Annotated in this window: 19 protein-coding genes and 3 tRNA genes; 20 read left to right on the forward strand and 2 right to left on the reverse strand. The window is 51.4% G+C overall.

Annotated elements, in window-relative coordinates:
- The first annotated feature begins 663 nt into the window (after positions 1-663).
- The 8 genes from HYD27_RS18840 to HYD27_RS18875 all read left to right on the forward strand — a co-directional run bounded on the left by HYD27_RS18840 (position 664) and on the right by HYD27_RS18875 (position 7,104).
- The gene (locus HYD27_RS18840) at positions 664-1,569 is read left to right on the forward strand and encodes a branched-chain amino acid ABC transporter permease (RefSeq protein ID WP_219217745.1); all 906 of its coding nucleotides are present in this window, start codon (positions 664-666) and stop codon (positions 1,567-1,569) included.
- A 12-nt stretch (positions 1,570-1,581) separates the two neighbouring features.
- On the forward strand, positions 1,582-2,550 hold the full coding sequence (locus HYD27_RS18845) for a branched-chain amino acid ABC transporter permease (protein ID WP_219217746.1): 969 nt from the start codon (positions 1,582-1,584) through the stop codon (positions 2,548-2,550).
- On the forward strand, positions 2,519-3,301 hold the full coding sequence (locus HYD27_RS18850) for an ABC transporter ATP-binding protein (RefSeq protein WP_219217749.1): 783 nt from the start codon (positions 2,519-2,521) through the stop codon (positions 3,299-3,301). Before HYD27_RS18845 ends, HYD27_RS18850 begins: the two co-directional genes overlap by 32 nt.
- Before the next feature lie 5 nt (positions 3,302-3,306).
- Positions 3,307-4,008, forward strand: a complete 702-nt coding sequence (locus tag HYD27_RS18855) for an ABC transporter ATP-binding protein (RefSeq protein ID WP_219217752.1) — start codon at positions 3,307-3,309, stop codon at positions 4,006-4,008.
- A gap of 76 nt (positions 4,009-4,084) precedes the next feature.
- Complete coding sequence (locus tag HYD27_RS18860; protein WP_219217754.1) at positions 4,085-5,281, forward strand: ABC transporter substrate-binding protein; 1,197 nt, start codon at positions 4,085-4,087, stop codon at positions 5,279-5,281.
- 135 nt (positions 5,282-5,416) lie between these two features.
- The gene (ald, locus tag HYD27_RS18865; protein ID WP_219217755.1) at positions 5,417-6,553 is read left to right on the forward strand and encodes an alanine dehydrogenase; all 1,137 of its coding nucleotides are present in this window, start codon (positions 5,417-5,419) and stop codon (positions 6,551-6,553) included.
- A gap of 164 nt (positions 6,554-6,717) precedes the next feature.
- A tRNA-Glu gene (locus HYD27_RS18870) sits at positions 6,718-6,792 on the forward strand.
- Between the two features lie 229 nt (positions 6,793-7,021).
- A tRNA-Leu gene (locus HYD27_RS18875) sits at positions 7,022-7,104 on the forward strand.
- 130 nt (positions 7,105-7,234) lie between these two features.
- Here HYD27_RS18875 and HYD27_RS18880 read toward each other — a convergent pair.
- Positions 7,235-7,432, reverse strand: a complete 198-nt coding sequence (locus HYD27_RS18880) for an XRE family transcriptional regulator (RefSeq protein ID WP_219217756.1) — start codon at positions 7,430-7,432, stop codon at positions 7,235-7,237.
- 145 nt (positions 7,433-7,577) lie between these two features.
- Here HYD27_RS18880 and HYD27_RS18885 point away from each other — a divergent pair, with 145 nt between their 5' ends.
- The 3 genes from HYD27_RS18885 to HYD27_RS18895 all read left to right on the forward strand — a co-directional run bounded on the left by HYD27_RS18885 (position 7,578) and on the right by HYD27_RS18895 (position 8,650).
- Positions 7,578-7,943, forward strand: a complete 366-nt coding sequence (locus HYD27_RS18885; RefSeq protein ID WP_219217757.1) for a helix-turn-helix domain-containing protein — start codon at positions 7,578-7,580, stop codon at positions 7,941-7,943.
- Between the two features lie 175 nt (positions 7,944-8,118).
- Positions 8,119-8,484 (forward strand): helix-turn-helix domain-containing protein, encoded by a 366-nt coding sequence (locus HYD27_RS18890; protein ID WP_219217758.1) that lies wholly within the window; start codon positions 8,119-8,121, stop codon positions 8,482-8,484.
- Between the two features lie 83 nt (positions 8,485-8,567).
- Positions 8,568-8,650 (forward strand) — tRNA-Leu (locus HYD27_RS18895).
- A gap of 152 nt (positions 8,651-8,802) precedes the next feature.
- Here the strand turns inward: HYD27_RS18895 and HYD27_RS18900 are convergent.
- Positions 8,803-9,285: a glutathione peroxidase gene (locus tag HYD27_RS18900; protein ID WP_219217759.1), complete on the reverse strand. Its 483-nt coding sequence runs from the start codon at positions 9,283-9,285 to the stop codon at positions 8,803-8,805.
- 188 nt (positions 9,286-9,473) lie between these two features.
- Between HYD27_RS18900 and HYD27_RS18905 the strand changes: the two genes are divergently transcribed.
- The 9 genes from HYD27_RS18905 to HYD27_RS18945 all read left to right on the forward strand — a co-directional run bounded on the left by HYD27_RS18905 (position 9,474) and on the right by HYD27_RS18945 (position 16,313).
- A complete protein-coding gene (locus HYD27_RS18905) occupies positions 9,474-9,893 on the forward strand; it encodes an organic hydroperoxide resistance protein (protein ID WP_219217867.1) in 420 nt (139 codons plus the stop codon).
- Positions 9,894-10,175: 282 nt separating this feature from the next.
- On the forward strand, positions 10,176-10,454 hold the full coding sequence (locus tag HYD27_RS18910; RefSeq protein WP_219217760.1) for a hypothetical protein: 279 nt from the start codon (positions 10,176-10,178) through the stop codon (positions 10,452-10,454).
- 106 nt (positions 10,455-10,560) lie between these two features.
- Positions 10,561-10,983, forward strand: a complete 423-nt coding sequence (locus HYD27_RS18915) for a thiol-disulfide oxidoreductase DCC family protein (RefSeq protein WP_219217761.1) — start codon at positions 10,561-10,563, stop codon at positions 10,981-10,983.
- Positions 10,984-11,275: 292 nt separating this feature from the next.
- Positions 11,276-12,448 carry a CpaE/TadZ family protein gene (locus HYD27_RS18920; protein ID WP_219217762.1) on the forward strand — a complete coding sequence of 391 codons (1,173 nt, stop codon included), beginning with the start codon at positions 11,276-11,278 and terminating at the stop codon, positions 12,446-12,448.
- A complete protein-coding gene (locus HYD27_RS18925; protein ID WP_219217868.1) occupies positions 12,441-13,697 on the forward strand; it encodes a TadA family conjugal transfer-associated ATPase in 1,257 nt (418 codons plus the stop codon). Before HYD27_RS18920 ends, HYD27_RS18925 begins: the two co-directional genes overlap by 8 nt.
- 71 nt (positions 13,698-13,768) lie before the next feature.
- Entirely contained in the window at positions 13,769-14,563 is a 795-nt protein-coding gene (locus HYD27_RS18930; protein ID WP_219217869.1) for a type II secretion system F family protein, read from the forward strand.
- A gap of 14 nt (positions 14,564-14,577) precedes the next feature.
- Entirely contained in the window at positions 14,578-15,450 is an 873-nt protein-coding gene (locus HYD27_RS18935) for a type II secretion system F family protein (RefSeq protein WP_219217764.1), read from the forward strand.
- A 12-nt stretch (positions 15,451-15,462) separates the two neighbouring features.
- Positions 15,463-15,654 (forward strand): Flp1 family type IVb pilin, encoded by a 192-nt coding sequence (locus tag HYD27_RS18940; RefSeq protein ID WP_219217765.1) that lies wholly within the window; start codon positions 15,463-15,465, stop codon positions 15,652-15,654.
- The gene (locus tag HYD27_RS18945; protein WP_219217767.1) at positions 15,651-16,313 is read left to right on the forward strand and encodes a TadE family protein; all 663 of its coding nucleotides are present in this window, start codon (positions 15,651-15,653) and stop codon (positions 16,311-16,313) included. The genes HYD27_RS18940 and HYD27_RS18945 overlap by 4 nt, the downstream gene beginning before the upstream one ends.
- Positions 16,314-16,374: the final 61 nt, after the last annotated feature.

Genomic DNA, 16,374 nt, shown 5'->3' on the forward strand with positions numbered 1-16,374 from the left:
ATCCCTCTCTCTCCGTTCTGAATATACTTCCCTGTTAGGGATGAGAACCCTTAGCGGTTCGTTGGAGCATAAGCTTCGTTAGGATTGCATCGCAATCTCTCGCGAAGCGAGAGTATCCCTCTCTCTCTGTTCTGAATATACTTCCCTGTTAGGGATGAGGAATACAAACTATATAAATGATTTCATACAAAAAGTGCTTCCGGCGGAAGCACTTTTTGTTGTGTTTTTAAATGAAAAAGCTGCTGACAGGATTCCGCATATTCTCCTATAATCCGACAAAAAAACTGTCGATGTACCCCGTTAACCCTTTAATTAATTGAAGAATTGATGCTGTAAAGAGACAAATGTTATATTATTTACGGAAAAATAAAGTATTGTATTAGAGTAGGAAAGAAATTCAAAAAGATATGCGCTTTGAAATCCTCCAATTTTCTTCGTTTTTCTCCAAAATATTCGCTCATGTTAATTTAAATCACCTTTATATTACCTATCGCGTTATGTTATATTACATAGAATTCTGAATTTTATATTACATTGTATTTTTGTTAGTGACGAGGTAATAAACCTGTGTTAATATAAATGACATCATAGAGATAAGAAAGAAAAAAACAAGTAAGGCAGAGAAAGGGGATTTATGATTATTATGGGGAAAAGGGGATGGCGATGGAGTATTTCATTCAGCAATTAATTAACGGGATTTCCGTAGGCAGTATCTACGCTCTGATCGCCCTTGGTTACACCATGGTTTACGGTATTATCAAGCTGATCAATTTCGCACACGGGGATGTATTTATGGTGGGTTCGTTTATTGGTCTGTACAGTGCGAAGTATTTGGCCAACGCAGGTTTTCCTCCGGTTGTCGTCCTGCTGCTGTCATTAATTATTTCAATGACGATCAGCGCGCTGCTGGGCATAACGATTGAACGGCTGGCATACAAGCCGCTGCGCAAATCTACACGGATAGCTGCTCTGATTACTGCCATAGGGGTATCATTTTTGCTTGAATATACCGGAGTGCTCATTCTTGGGCCGCAGGCTAAAGGCTTTCCGGACATTATGGCCAAGAAACAATACACGTTGTTCGGCACATCCATCCAGGTGGAATCAAATCAGCTGATGATTCTGCTAACAACGATTGTTCTTATGATTATTCTGCAATACATTGTACGTTATACCAAAACCGGCAAAGCTATGCGTGCAGTATCGTTCGATGTGGAGGCGGCGCGATTAATGGGGATCAACGTAGACCGTACCATTTCGGCAACCTTTGCAATCGGTTCGGCGCTTGCGGCTGCAGCCGGCGTGATTTTTGGCATGACTTATAATTCTGTCGATCCTCTAATGGGGGTTATGCCGGGGCTTAAGGCTTTTGTTGCCGCAGTACTTGGCGGAATCGGAAGTATTCCGGGAGCGCTTGTAGGCGGCTTGCTGCTGGGAACGGTAGAGACGGAAATTTCCTCATTGGGATTTTCCTCCTGGCGTGACGGTGTGGCTTTTGCCGTATTGATTCTGATCCTTATCTTTAAACCATCCGGACTGTTTGGCAAGAATGTCCGGGAGAAAGTGTAGGAGGGAATCAGCGTGAAGAAGCTAAATAAAAATTTCTGGGTGGGGATTATTGTTGCCCTGGCCTTCTATGGAGTCGTTCAAGTTCTTCTAACAACGGGAATATTTAGTGATGTGACGAGATCGATGCTGCTTTTGATCGGTGTTAACATCATGCTCGCCGTTTCGCTCAATCTGATTACAGGAATTACCGGACAGTTTTCCATCGGTCATGCAGGTTTTATGTCGGTTGGTGCATATACCTCGGCGATCCTGACGCTGGACTACAATGTCCCGTTTGTTCCGGCGATTATTGCCGGCGGTCTGCTCGCTGCGGTGTTTGGAGTATTGATTGGCATGCCGACACTTCGTCTGAATGGCGACTATCTGGCTATTGCAACCTTGGGTTTCGGTGAAATTATCCGCATCATTATGCTGAACACCGAATATGTCGGCGGAGCCTCGGGACTTAGCGGCATTCCGGCCAAAACCACCTGGACCATGCTGTTCCTGTTCACTTTAGTCAGCGTTGTTGTGATCAACAACTTTATAAGATCCACCCATGGCCGCGCTTGTATCGCCATCCGTGAGAACGAAATCGCTGCTGAGGCTATGGGAATCAATACGACCCGGTACAAGATTATTGCTTTTACAATCGGCGCCTTGTTCGCCGGTATGGCCGGCGGCTTGTCCGCTCATACGTTCTACGTTATCACTCCGGGCAGCTTCAACTTCCTGAAGTCGTTCGAAATCTTAGTTATGGTTGTTCTCGGGGGGCTTGGCAGCACGGCCGGCTCCATCATCGGTGCCGTTTTTGTTACCCTGCTCTATACTTACTTGCGTGAATTCCCGGAATGGCGAATGATTATTTATTCGATTGTTCTGGTTCTGATGATGATCTTCCGTCCAAGCGGACTGCTTGGCAAAACCAAATTCTCTCTGGGCAAGTTCGGCAAAAAGGAGGCAAAGGCAAATGACGCAATCAGCGAAAGCAGTGCTCCTTGACGTTAAGGAGGCCAGCCGTTCTTTTGGTGGACTGAAGGCGCTCAGCGAAGTTTCCCTTCATATTGACAAAGGTGAGCTTATCGGTCTGATCGGACCCAACGGTGCAGGCAAAACAACATTATTCAACCTGCTGACCGGAGTATACCCGCCTTCCACAGGCAGCATCATTCTTAACAATGAATCCATCGGCGGCATGAAGCCTTACAAGATCAACCACAAAGGGGCCGCACGCACCTTTCAGAACATCCGGCTGTTCACATCCATGACTGTGCTGGAGAATGTCAAAATTGCTTTTCACCAGCATGCCAGACACTCCTTGTTCTCCTCTATGCTCCGGTTGCCGAAGCACTTCAAGGGAGAGGACGAAATCACACAGAAGGCGATGGATATTCTCAAAATCTTCAATCTGGCGGAGCAAAGCGAAGAGGTTGCCAGCAATCTGAGCTACGGGAACCAGCGCCGTCTTGAAATCGCCCGCGCTTTGGCCGCCGAGCCGAAGCTGCTGCTCCTGGATGAACCGGCAGCGGGTATGAACCCGAATGAAACGCGTGATCTGATGAATCTGATTGCCTGGATCCGCAAGGAATTTGATCTTACGATTCTCCTGATTGAACATGATATGTCTCTTGTTATGGGGGTTTGCGACCGGATTTATGTGCTTGACCGCGGCATGCTGATTGCGGATGGCACACCGCCCGAGATCCGGAGCAACCCCAAGGTCATTGAAGCGTATTTGGGACAGGAGGCGTAAGGGCTATGCTTAAAGTACAGGATATCAACGTTTATTATGGAGCCATTCACGCTCTGAAAGACCTTAGCATTGAGGTTAAGCAAGGGGAGATTGTTACCTTGATCGGTGCCAACGGCGCCGGCAAGTCGACACTGCTTAAGACGCTTTCGGGATTGCTTAAGCCGAAGAAGGGCAGTATTGAATTTCTGGATAAATCCATTACGAATCAGAGCGTACAGGCAATCGTTAAGCAGGGCTTGATTCATTGCCCGGAAGGACGGCGCGTATTCGCCAACATGTCAGTGGAGGAGAACCTGGAGCTTGGCGCTTACTTGCAGGATTCCGCAAGTCTGGCGGCCGACTTCGAGAGAGTCTACAACACCTTCCCGCGGCTTCTGGAGCGCAAGAAGCAGCAGGCCGGAACCTTGTCCGGCGGCGAGCAGCAGATGCTTGCCATGGGCCGCGCCCTTATGGGACATCCCAAGCTGCTGCTGCTGGATGAACCGTCCATGGGCCTTGCTCCGCTGCTGGTGCAGGATATTTTCAAAATCGTCAAAGAAGTAAACGATGCCGGCACCACGGTGCTCCTCGTTGAGCAAAATGCGCATCAGGCACTCAAAATCGCCGACCGCGCTTATGTGCTGGAGACAGGCAGAGTTGTGCTGGAAGGAGACGCCAAGGAATTGGCTGATTCGGAAGAGATAAAAATGGCTTATCTCGGACACTAAGTCCGGCTTAAGCAAACCTTCAGCATCACAGAAACAACATATATAAAATTTAATTATTCGGGAGGCTGGGAGAACAATGAAGAAAATTGGGGCCATTATTTTGTCGACAGTACTGACAGCTGTATTAGCATCGGGTTGCGGCAACAACACAGAGAACAGCGGCAACTCTGCAAGCGGCGGCAATGCAGCCGGGGACACCATTAAAATCGGGGCTGACCTTGAGCTCACAGGCGGCCAGGCTTCTTTCGGCGACTCCGCATCAAAGGGCGCGAAGCTGGCTGTACAGCAGATTAACGAAGCAGGCGGCATCCTTGGCAAGCAGCTGGAACTGGTTGTAGCCGATAATGCCTCGAAATCAGAGGAAGCTACACAGGTTGCACAGAAATTGATCACCACGGATAAAGTGGTTACCATTATTGGTGCCTCCACCTCTACCAACACGCTTGGTATCGTTCCTGTAGCAACTGAAAAAGAAATTCCGCTCGTTGCAGTAGGTGCCACCAACCCTAAGGTTACTGTTGACGAACGCACGGGCAATGTGAACGAGTGGATATTCCGCGCTGCCTTTATCGATCCGTTCCAAGGCCAGGTTATGGCTAATTTTGCTCTTGACTCCCTTCAAGCTAAAACTGCAGTCATCTACACAGATACATCGAGTGACTACTCGAAGGGTCTGCAGAAATTCTTCGAAGAAACATTCAAGGCCAAAGGCGGAGAAGTGCTGAGCCAAGAATCCTACCAACAGAAGGACTCTGACTTCAAAGCGGTGCTGACACGTATCAAAGCAGCCAACCCGGATGTTATCTATCTGCCAGGCTACTATGAGGAAGTAGGTAAAATCCTGAAGCAGGCCCGTGAAATGGGCATCACTGCTCCTTTCCTGGGCGGAGACGGCTGGGATTCTCCGCAGCTGGCCGAAATCGCCGGTGCTGAAGCGCTGAACGACACTTACATGTCCAATCACTACTCGCCGGAAGATACAGCTACTGAGGTTACCAGCTTCGTGGATGCATACAAAGCGGCTAACGGCGGAGCAGTGCCGGACGGCATGGCAGCACTTGGCTATGACGCATTGAAGCTGGTTGCCGATGCAATCTCCCGTGCCGGAGAAGCGGACCCTGCCAAGATCAAGGATGCTTTGGCGGCAACAAAAGACCTGCAGCTGGCCACCGGCAAAATTACGCTGAACGAAACCCATGACCCGGTTAAAGCCGCTGTTGTTCTGAAATTCGTTGACGGCAAACAAACTTTCGAAACAAAGGTTAATCCTTAAGCTGCACTTGTGCATATGATACAATAACCTTAATTAACCTTAACTGTTGAAAAGAAAGGCTCACTTTGGGGCCTTTCTTTTCGCATCCTATGAAGCGCAGGCTTATATCCTCATAACATTCAAGGAGGCGATGAAATGATTGTCGGCGTACCCAAAGAAATCAAGAACAACGAGAATCGTGTTGCAATCACTCCAGCCGGAGTTGAAGCGCTCCGCAAAGCAGGTCATGAGGTGTTCATTGAGCAATTTGCGGGTTCAGGCAGCGGCTTTGATGACGGAGAGTACCTGGATAAGGGTGCAGGGATATTGGAAACGGCGGCGGAAGTGTGGAGCAGGGCCGATATGATTATAAAAGTAAAGGAGCCGCTGCCGGAAGAGTACGGCTATTTCCGCAAGGGCCTTATCCTGTTCACATATCTGCACCTTGCCCCGGAAGCCGGGTTGACTGCTGCCCTTGTGAAGAGCGGTGTGACAGCGGTCGGATACGAGACCATACAGCTGGAGGACGGCTCCCTGCCGCTGCTCATTCCGATGAGTGAGGTGGCCGGACGGATGGCGGTTCAGATTGGCGCACAGCTGCTGGAGAAGCCGCATGGTGGCAAAGGTGTGCTGCTGGGCGGCGTTCCCGGTGTACAGCCGGGCGAGGTGGTGATCCTGGGCGGAGGGATTGTCGGTACCAATGCGGCCAAGGTTGCGCTGGGCTTGGGGGCCAGAGTCACTGTGCTGGATCTGAATGCGAACCGGCTTAGGGTTCTCGATGATATTTTTGGCGGGCGGCTGGTCACGATCATGTCCGACTCCTATCATATTGAACAAGCTGTACGCAAGGCGGATCTGCTGATCGGTGCGGTGCTTATTCCGGGTGCGCGCGCACCCAAGCTGGTCAAAGAGTATATGGTGCAGCAGATGGCGGAAGGCTCTGTCATTGTGGATGTTGCGATTGATCAGGGCGGTTCCATAGAGACGATTGACCGGATCACCACCCATGAGAATCCAACCTACGTGAGGCATGGGGTTGTTCATTATGCGGTGGCTAATATGCCTGGCGCGGTAGCCCGGACCTCCACGCTGGCACTTACGAATGTCACGATTCCTTATGCGCTGCAGATCGCAAATCTGGGCATCCACGTAGCTGCGTTGAACAATGCGGCATTGGCGGGCGGCATTAATGTGGCTGCCGGGCATGTGACCAATCCGGCCGTAGCGCAAAGCCTGGGCTATGAAGCAGCGAATGGCGTAGAAGTGCTGGCTGCTGCCGGGGGACGAATCTAAGTGCACCCGGAGCCGGTATATTCTAATTTGAAGGCAGTATAAGCGGGGAGACCGGCTTTTGCAGGCAGCAGAGGCTCCCCGTTATTTGTCCAAAAAAATTCTTGTCAAAATCCGCAGCATTTGATATACTCATTTTTGTTGTGACAAACACACAATTTAATTATGGCTCGTTGGTCAAGGGGTTAAGACACCTCCCTTTCACGGAGGTAACATGGGTTCGAATCCCATACGAGTCACCATTCTTCTTCGAGTTTTGGGATGAGAGTCCATAAGGATTCGTTGAAGCATCGGCATCGTTAGGAATACTTCGCAATCTCGTAACGGAGTGGAGAGTATCCCATACGAGTCACCATTCTTCTTCGAGTTTTGGGATGAGAATCCATAGGGGTTCGTTGAAGCATCGGCACCGTAAGGAATACTCCGCAATCTCGTAACGGAGTGGAGAGTATCCCATACGAGTCACCATATGCGGTAGTGGTGGAATGGCAGACACGCTATCTTGAGGGGGTAGTGGGTGTATACCCGTGGAGGTTCGAGTCCTCTCTACCGCATTCAGTCACAGGTAAGCCGCTCCTTAATCAGAGTATTATATCTGATCGGGAGCGGCTTATTTTTGTATACGGGGTTGTTCTGAGTACAGGGGGCGGGGATACGGCTCCGTGCAATCATACGGCCGGCAAACTAGGATGGAGGCAGCCCCAATAACTCTGAAACCTGGCGCCGGTAGCGTTCCGCTTTGCGTGTGCCGTGGATCAGGTTGGACAGGCGATAAGGAGGGATGCCATAGATCTCGCAAAATTTTTTCTGGTCCAGATGCAGCTCTGTCAGCCGTTGCTTGATTGCCCAGCCGTAGGGGGTTATGGGACGTTTGCTGTTCAAAAGGGGCTCACCTCTTATCGACTATCCAGCCGTATGATATAATGGGATAAGGAATAATAATAGTTAATTATATACTTTTTTACGTCATTTTTCAATAATAATTACGCAAATAAGTGTTTTTTATTTTAATGGAGGGCGGTTGGCGATGCAGTCCATATACGATCGAATTGAATATCTGATTAAGCAAAAGGGGCTCACCAAGAAATCATTCTGCGAGCAGCTGAATATCAGTACGGGCAACCTGGGAGATTGGAAGAGAGGCAAGTCGACACCCGGAACGCATAAGCTGATTGAGATCGGAGCGTTTTTTCATGTGAGTCTGGATTGGCTGATCCTGGGCAAAAAGACACCTGAAATGGTGCGCGAAGGCCCGGAGGATTATTTTTTTGGCCCAATGGGGCAATTGAATTGCCAAAGTGATGAGCTGCTGGCTGAAGAGCAGAATTTCATTAAGGAATATATCGCCTTTACCCAATACCGCAAGCAAAAGCAGACGGAAAATAATTCTTAAGCAGGGTACTTTTACTTTTGATGGAAACCGATATATAACATTGAATGTTGGCCTCAAGCAATGCTTCAAAGGTTTCACACCGCGCGGTAGTGGCGGAATGGCGGATACGCTATCTTTAGGGAGTAGTGGGTATACGTAAATAAGTGTTTTTAATATAATGGAGGGCGGTTGGCCGATGCAGTCCATATACGATCGAATTGAATACCTGATTAAGCAGAAGGGGCTTACCAAGAAATCATTCTGCAAACAGCTGAATATCAGTACGGGCAATCTGGGAGATTGGAAGAGAGGCAAGTCAACGCCCGGGACGCATAAGCTGATTGAGATCGGAGCGTTTTTTCATGTGAGTCTGGATTGGCTGATCCTGGGCAAAAAAACACCTGAAATGGTGCGCGAAGGCCCGGAGGATTATTTATTTGGCCCAATGGGGCAATTGAATTGCCAAAGTGATGAATTGCTGGCTGAAGAGCAGAATTTCATTAAGGAATATATCGCCTTTACCCAATACCGCAAGCAAAAGAAAACGGAAGAAAATTCATGATCGGGGCACCTTTACTTTTGGTGAAAACCGATTTATAATATTGAATGTTGGCCTCAAACAATGCTTCAAAGGTTTCACACCGCGCGGTAGTGGTGGAATGGCAGACACGCTATCTTGAGGGGGTAGTGGGTGTATACCCGTGGAGGTTCGAGTCCTCTCTACCGCATAAACTAAACAACGCAGCAAAGCCCTTCGCGAGAAGGGCTTTTTATATTTGGTGCAGCGGGTGCGCACATTCATGTGCCTAAAACAAAGAGGCTCTTCGCATATGGCATTTGCCGTACTTAAGGAGTCTCTTTGGTGATGCTGTATTATTTTTTATTTCTCAAGCAGCTTGGCAATATCGGCTTCAATCTGATCCGGTGTCGTCTTAGGGGCAAAACGCTTCAGCACACGGCCTTCCTGGTCAACCAGGAACTTGGTGAAGTTCCATTTGACGCTCTTGGACCCCAGCACGCCCGGGGCTTCCTTGGAAAGGTATTTGAACAACGGATGCGCTTCGTCGCCCTTCACATCAATCTTCTCGTACATCGGAAAGGTTACCCCGTAATTAATCTCACAGAACTCCGCGATGTCTTCACTTTCTCCGGGCTCCTGGCCGGCGAATTGATTGCTTGGAAAGCCAAGCACTTCAAAACCGCGGTCCTTGAATTTATCATACACTTCCTGGAGACCCTTATACTGAGGAGTAAAACCGCACTTGCTGGCTGTATTCACGACGAGCAGCACTTTGCCTTTGTACTTGGACAGCGATTCTTCCTGACCGCGCAGCGTGTTGGCTTCAAAATCATAAATGCTCATGAAAAATACCTCCCGAATATTAATTTATCACAATTTAATTTTACACCATTCATCGTAAGAAGCAAGCCTCAAGATTGTGACAACACAGCAAGAACGTTTCAAATTGCGCCTGTTGTTTAAGTTAACAGTAGACGCAAGTAAAAATTTGGATTGAAAAAGGAGAGAAATCGACAATGACAGCAGTGAAAATGAAGGCCTTGTATACCGCTTCAGCTACAGTCCGCGGGGGACGTGAAGGTTCAGTGGAATCTTCAGACGGTGTCCTGAAGCATGATTTGAAAATGCCTAAGGAGCTTGGCGGCCCGGGAGGCATGGGAACAAATCCGGAGCAGCTGTTCGCGGCAGGCTACGGGGCGTGTTATGAGAGTGCACTGGCGAATATCGCCCGTAAAGAGGGCGTGAAGCTTCAGGATGTAGCAGTTACTTCCAATGTGCTTATCGGCAAAGATGAAAGCGACGGAGGCTTCAAGCTGGCGGTAAGACTGGATGTAAGCCTGCCTGGCATCGAGCGGGCAAAGGCGGAGGATCTGGCAAAAAAAGCGCATGAGTTCTGTCCTTACTCCAAAGCGACCCGGGGCAATATTGAGGTTGAGCTGAACGTTTTGTAAGGAGCGGAATAAATGACGGATAGACATAGTTTAAAAAAACCGGAGGTTGGTGTTTGGCCAGTTCCGGTTTTTTGCTGTTTGTCTCCAAACCAAAGGGCTACGAATGGCGATTCCCGGAAATAATGTCTAAATGGAGCCGGAAAAATGGGACTAAGCCATAAATAGCAGGCAGGAGAGTCTGCTTTGGTTGACATCACCCCCAAAATTCTTTAATATGTCTAAGTATCTGTTAATGTCGCGCGTGCTATTAACTACCAAAAATTTAAATAATGGGTGATGAAGATGTCTTACAGACCGAGTATTACGAATGTGACCAAAGCCAGCAGCAACGATAAGGAAGGATTGTACGAGTTCATTATCAAGCTTGCTGACGGAACGGAGTGCCGCGCGTTCTACAATCGGTTTCCGGAATGGAAAATGACGAACATCAGCCGCCTGCTTAAGACGCCATGTCCGGTCTGCCGCAAAGACTTCATCTGTAAGTGCATGGAAGCCTTCACCGCTGATTTCGAAGGGCAAATGGCCGCAAACGAATGGATCGACAAGGCCGTTGCCGAATAAGGAACGGACGGACAAGATGTACGCGCGGGAGCTGTTCCCGCGTTTTTTTGTTTTTTTTCGGGACGCTGCCTGGTATATAATGTGCTGACAGGAAGGAGGAGGGCGCATGGAGAAAGAGCAAGCCGCGGCCATGGAAGGCAGGGCTGTTGTGCTGATTGACGGGGTCTGCCATCTGTGTCAGGGGCTGGTCCGCTTCATTATCCCGCGTGATCCCAAGGGAAAGCTTCTGTTTGCCCCGTTGCAGAGTGAGATTTCCCGCGAGCTGATGCATGAGCAGGGACTCCTGGCCGGGCAATTGGGCACGGTAGTCCTCCTTGAAGACGGCGTCTGCTATACGGAGTCGGCTGCAGTGCTGCGGATAGCCCGCAGGCTGCGTTTTCCGTGGCCGGCTGCGTATTTGTTCATTGCTGTCCCCCCGCCCCTGCGCAATGCGCTGTACAGGCTTGTAGCCAGGAACCGTTACCGCTGGTTCGGCAGGGACGAGCAGTGCATGGTTCCGACGCCAGAGATCCGGCAGCGGTTTCTGTGAGGCGTGACGCTAGTGCAGCGTCAAAAGTTCCTCCCCTATGCCCCCAAGGGGCTAAAACAAAGCAAACTGCCCGCACAGCAGAGGTACAAGCTCTTCCAACGTTCCTGGAAAAGGAGCTGTTTTCGCTTGGACTTTGTGGTATTTTTCAAAAAAGGTATTGCTGCGCCCTTATATATATGCTACTATAGCTGTAAATTATAGGAATAGTAACGGAAGCACCGTTCAATGACCGTATCCCACGGTTATTGGCGGTGCTTTTTTGCTGTCTTTATGCAGAAAGGAGAGTGGGTTCATGGCGGCAAGAATTGTGCTCGCAGTGCGGGAGAGCCAGTACATTGAGCCGTTGCTGCATTATATCCACCACAGCGAGTATGGGGGAATGCTGCGGGTCAGTGCCTTCAGCAGGCCGGATACCTTTATGGAATTTATGAAGGGAGATGAGGTGCCGGATGCTGTTGTGGGAGATCCCTCTTTTATAGAGGCCTGGCTGGTGGAAGGGAGGAGCATGGTTCCGTGGGCGGTTCTCAGTGACGACGGGGATATCAGCGGCAAGCCTGATGGAAATCTAGCGGGCGGTCAGGTTATTGCCAAATATCAGTCGCTGCCTTCCCTCCTGGAATCCATACTCCGGCTGTGCGATGTGAGGCGGGGCAGAATTGCATCCGTTCCCAGGGAAGAGACACTGCTGCTGGGGGTAGTCTCAGCCAGCGGCGGCAGCGGCAAAACCACACTTGCGCTCAATATGGCGAAGCAGCTTGGAGGGCTGGGGCTAACCGTGTTTTATCTGAATCTGGAGAGTGTGGACAGCAGCGGCTTGTTCCTGCGCATGCCGGATGGAAATACTCCCGGTCTGGAGCATCTGCTGTATGAACTGAAGGCGGACCGTGGTGAGGGGGAGAATACGAAGACAGAAATGCTGGAGCTTGAAAGGTATGTAATCAGGCATGACAGTCTGCGGAGCGAAGCCTTCAGGCCTGTAGAGAATCTGAAGGAAAAGCTGCAGATGACGCTTGCGGATACGCTGGATGTGCTGGAGCAGCTGTCCGGGTCGGGACGCTATGATGTTGTCATTGTAGATACCGGAAGCTTTGAGCAGGAACAAACCCAGGCGGTTTTGCGCAGGTGCAGCCTTCTGCTCTGGGTGCTGACGAATGATAAGACCAGCCTGCACAAGACCGCAAAATGGCTGGGACACTGCAGTAATCCGCACTCCGGCATGCAACGGGAGATACCGGACAAAAGCAGGTTTGTGATTAATTTTGCAGCCGATGACAATGGTGCCGGTCTTCTCCCGGAAGAGATCAGAATGGATGCGCTGCTTCCCTATATCTCTTCCTGGGCAATGCAGCAGCATGGGGAGCTGTACCTGAATTCCCCGCAATTCATAGCCGGAGTGCAGCAGCTCTGCTCGGAAATCATCGAGCCGGCACTGCCGCATGTCTTCACCGGGAATGCATATGGATGAAGAAATGTTCAGGTCGCTGCGCAGTGATATCCGCTCCGGGCTTGATCTGACCTCTGCTGTAGGCAACCGTGAGCTGACGGAATTTATAGAAAGGACGGTTCTAGCCCGTGACAGCCTGCGGCATCTGACGGCTCAGGAGAAGCATACCCTGGTCAAGAAGCTGTTCGACTCCTTCCGGGGGCTGGATGTGCTGCAGCCGCTGGTGGATAATCCGGCCATTACCGAGATTATGATTAACAGCCACAATGAAATTTTCATCGAGGAGGACGGTCAGATCCGCCGCCTGCCGCTGGCCTTTGAGTCCAGGGGCAGGCTGGAGGATATTATCCAGTCGGTGGTATCCGGTGTGAACCGGGTGGTCAATGATTCCTCGCCCATTGTGGATGCGCGGCTGAAGGACGGTTCCCGGGTCAATATCGTGCTGCCGCCGGTTGCGCTGAAGGGTCCGGCAATGACAATCCGCAAGTTTCCCGAGACACCGCTGACGATGGGCGACCTGATCCGCCGCGAGGCATTAAGTGCGGAAGCGGCGGAGCTGCTGCAGACGCTGGTGATGGCTAAATACAATATTTTTATCAGCGGCGGCACCGGTTCGGGCAAGACCACCTTTCTGAATGCTTTGTCGCAATTCATCCCGCCTCAGGAGCGTGTCATTACTGTCGAGGATTCTGCCGAGCTGCAAATCGTCACCGTGCCCAATCTCGTCTCGCTGGAGACGAGAAATGCCAATACGGAGGGGCGCGGCGAGATCACCATCCGCGACCTGATCCGCTCCTCGCTGCGGATGCGCCCGAACCGCATTGTGGTCGGTGAGGTTCGGGGTGCGGAATGTCTTGATATGCTGCAGGCGATGAACACAGGACACGATGGGTCACTTAGCACGGGGCACTCAAACAGTGCGCGGGATATGGTCAGCCGCCTGGAAACGATGGTGCTGAGTGCTGCCGATCTGCCGGTGGCGGTCGTCCGGCAGCAGATCGGCTCGGCGATAGATATCTTCGTGCATCTGTCGCGGCTGCGGGACCGCTCGCGGCGGGTGACGGAAATCTGTGAGGTTACCGGCGTTCAGGAGGGGGAGGTGGTGCTGAATCCGCTGTATGAATTCCGGGAAACGGGTGAGCTGGCCGGGCGGGTGCAGGGGGGGCTGTTCCCCAGCGGGAGCCCTCTGCTGCATACCGGCAAGCTCAGGATGGCCGGGGGCCTATCCTCCTTCGTTACCGGTGCCCAGAAGAAGGAGGAAATGCAGTGATTTCTATTCACAAGAAGCCGCCCCATCTGGGGAATGGCGGCAGACGTAGGTTTGTACTGACAAGCAGGCCGCTGTCGGGTGCTCAAGCGCCCAAGCCTAAGGATATTCCCGGAACTCAGGCACCGCTGCCGGACTATACCGTGTACGCATTAACTTCTCCGCAAAAGGTCCTGGCTTTGCTGGCAGGCGGGGGGCTGCTCTGGGCGGTCGGGTATCTCTTTTACCACAACGTGCTGCTGTCTCTGCTGCTGGTGCCGGGTGGTGCTTATGCGCCGCGAATGCTGCGGGATTATTTGCTCCAGCGCCGCCGCGCTGCACTCAACCTGCAGTTCAAGCAGACATTGTTCTCGCTCTCATCGTCTCTGTCGGCAGGACGTTCGGTCGAGAATGCTTTTCGCGAAGCGGTGCAGGATTTGCTTATGCTCGACCCGGAGGGAGGCAGCGATATGATCTCTGAACTGAATATTATCTGTGCACGCATGGAGTATGGACAGCCGGTAGAAGAAGCGCTGAATGATTTCAGCAAGCGGGCGGGCATGGAGGAGGTGGAGCGGTTCGCGGACGTATTCTCGGTCTGCAAGCGGACAGGAGGCGATCTTGTGGAGATCGTGAGGCACACTTCAAGCATCATCGGAGAGAAGCTGGATATTCAGCAGGATATCGCTGTCAGCATCGCCCAGAAGAAGTTTGAGGCCAAGGCTTTGCTGGCCTCGCCGCTCTTTATGGTGCTGTTCATGAGTCTGACAGCGGGAGATTACATGCAGCCTATGTATACGGGTGCGGGGATAGCGATCTCCACACTTGCCCTAGGTGCGCTGTTTCTCTGTTATCTGTGGACTTCCAAAATCATGAATATTCCACTGTAAAGGAGGTGAACTGAATGACCCGGGTAGGCGGTGCCATGGGGCTGCTGCTGCTGCTGGGCTGGGTGTTTCTCCGCCTGAAATGCGGCAGCCGCTACGCCGGCCTGCGTGCACTTCCTATGGAGGGGCTGCGCCTGCGGGGGCTTAGCGGGCCGTTCCTGTGGCTGATTGAGAAATGGAGGCTCGGAAGCCGTATTCCTTCCGTCATGTTCCGGATTCAGCGCTCGCTGCAGCGGATATACGGAACCCGCTACAGTGCGGAGCGGACACTGCTCTTCATGGGAGAGATGATCAGCTACAGCTGGCTGTTTCTGATGGCTGGAAGCACGCTGGCGCTGTTCAGCGGAGACAAGGCTGGAATCGTGCTTGGGGCCGTGCTGGCAGTGCTGCTCCCCATTGCCCTGGTCAGTGACCTGCATAAAAAGGTGCGGCAGCGGGAGCAGAATATCAGCTTCGAGCTGCCGGAGCTGCTGAACAGTATTGTCCTGCTGGTAGGCGCAGGTGAGACGGTGCAGCGGGCGATCATCCGCTGTGTGGACAGCCGCAAGGGAGGTACGTCGCACCCGCTCTATAAGGAACTGCACCAAATGATTGCGGAGTGGGACAGCGGCTTTTCGTTTCAGCAGGCTTTTGAAAATTTCAGCAAACGCTGTGCAGTACAGGAGGTTTCGCTGTTCACGACTACGGTGCTGCTTAATTACCGCAGAGGCGGAGCGGATTTTGTCCTGTCTCTGCGTGACCTCTCGCGGATGCTCTGGGAGAAGCGGAAGGCCATCAGCCGGACGCGCGGGGAGCAGGCTTCCTCGAAGCTGGTTTTTCCAATGGCGGTTATCTTTTTAATTGTCATTGTGCTGGTGGGAACACCGGCGTTCATGATGCTCAAAATGTGAAGGAGGAAGCTGATGATGAGTTCAATGATTGCTGAAGCCGCAAAGAGCTTTTGGAAGGACGAAGAGGGCTTGGGTACGCTGGAGATGATTATGATTATCGCTGTGCTGATTGCGGTAGTTTTGGTATTCCGTGAGGAGATTGTAAAGGTAGTCAAAGATTTAATCGCAACAGCCGGCGGGAAGAGCCAGGAAGTATTCGATTGAGCCCGATCCGTAAAGACGAGGGCAGCTTTACTATTGAAGCTTCTCTATTGCTGCCGATCATTATGGGCATCACCATGCTGCTGTTGTTCTTCTGTTTGTACAGCTATCAGAAGTCGATGCTGCTGCAGGTTGCTTCTTCCGCCACGGAACGTGCAGCATACAATTGGAATAACAGCCACAAAGAAACGAAGGGCCATTATGCCATTGGCGAAAATGATTCGCTGTACTGGCGGGTTGGCGACGACGCGCTGCTCTCTTCTTTGTTCGGCATTGGCGCGCCGGACGCTAGGACAGCCATTGTGCTGCCTGCTGCCGGAAATGGCGGTTCGCTGCCTGTGGTCAAGCTGGAGCATGCAGCGGATATGGTTCCGGCAAATATGCCCGGAGAGATGAAGTATGCCCGCAGCCTCACTGGCCGTGAAATAAGCGCGGAGCTGAAGCGGATGCTGAATCTGCCTGTGCTGGATGAAATCCTGTCCGATAAGGCTGTGCCGGTGGTGCAGGCCCGGTCTGTGGTTGCCGAGCCTGTTGAATTTATCCGTACCGTGGATCTTATGCGTTATTATGGAGCCAAATTCAAGGGAGATGCGGAAAATGCCAAGTCAGGGACAGGCATGGAGAAGAAGAACGCGGCCATTATGATGAACAAGCTGCACTGAGCAAGTCGTGCAAGATGTGCAAGCCGGAATAGCAACTGGTAATTAAGGCGTTGACTGCAGC

Source organism: Paenibacillus sp. S150, assembly GCF_019352175.1.
Lineage (GTDB): Bacteria > Bacillota > Bacilli > Paenibacillales > Paenibacillaceae > Paenibacillus_AQ.

Excerpts from the sequence above, each read along its gene's own strand:
- HYD27_RS18935 (WP_219217764.1), top strand. The coding sequence starts at position 14,578 with ATGACCCGGGTAGGCGGTGCCATGGGGCTGCTGCTGCTGCTGGGCTGG.
- HYD27_RS18850 (WP_219217749.1), top strand. The coding sequence starts at position 2,519 with ATGACGCAATCAGCGAAAGCAGTGCTCCTTGACGTTAAGGAGGCCAGC.
- HYD27_RS18855 (WP_219217752.1), top strand. The coding sequence starts at position 3,307 with ATGCTTAAAGTACAGGATATCAACGTTTATTATGGAGCCATTCACGCT.
- HYD27_RS18920 (WP_219217762.1), top strand. The coding sequence starts at position 11,276 with ATGGCGGCAAGAATTGTGCTCGCAGTGCGGGAGAGCCAGTACATTGAG.
- HYD27_RS18915 (WP_219217761.1), top strand. The coding sequence starts at position 10,561 with ATGGAGAAAGAGCAAGCCGCGGCCATGGAAGGCAGGGCTGTTGTGCTG.
- HYD27_RS18860 (WP_219217754.1), top strand. The coding sequence starts at position 4,085 with ATGAAGAAAATTGGGGCCATTATTTTGTCGACAGTACTGACAGCTGTA.
- HYD27_RS18890 (WP_219217758.1), top strand. The coding sequence starts at position 8,119 with ATGCAGTCCATATACGATCGAATTGAATACCTGATTAAGCAGAAGGGG.
- HYD27_RS18885 (WP_219217757.1), top strand. The coding sequence starts at position 7,578 with ATGCAGTCCATATACGATCGAATTGAATATCTGATTAAGCAAAAGGGG.
- HYD27_RS18905 (WP_219217867.1), top strand. The coding sequence starts at position 9,474 with ATGAAGGCCTTGTATACCGCTTCAGCTACAGTCCGCGGGGGACGTGAA.
- ald (WP_219217755.1), top strand. The coding sequence starts at position 5,417 with ATGATTGTCGGCGTACCCAAAGAAATCAAGAACAACGAGAATCGTGTT.
- HYD27_RS18940 (WP_219217765.1), top strand. The coding sequence starts at position 15,463 with ATGATGAGTTCAATGATTGCTGAAGCCGCAAAGAGCTTTTGGAAGGAC.
- HYD27_RS18840 (WP_219217745.1), top strand. The coding sequence starts at position 664 with ATGGAGTATTTCATTCAGCAATTAATTAACGGGATTTCCGTAGGCAGT.
- HYD27_RS18925 (WP_219217868.1), top strand. The coding sequence starts at position 12,441 with ATGGATGAAGAAATGTTCAGGTCGCTGCGCAGTGATATCCGCTCCGGG.
- HYD27_RS18900 (WP_219217759.1), bottom strand. The coding sequence starts at position 9,285 with ATGAGCATTTATGATTTTGAAGCCAACACGCTGCGCGGTCAGGAAGAA.
- HYD27_RS18910 (WP_219217760.1), top strand. The coding sequence starts at position 10,176 with ATGTCTTACAGACCGAGTATTACGAATGTGACCAAAGCCAGCAGCAAC.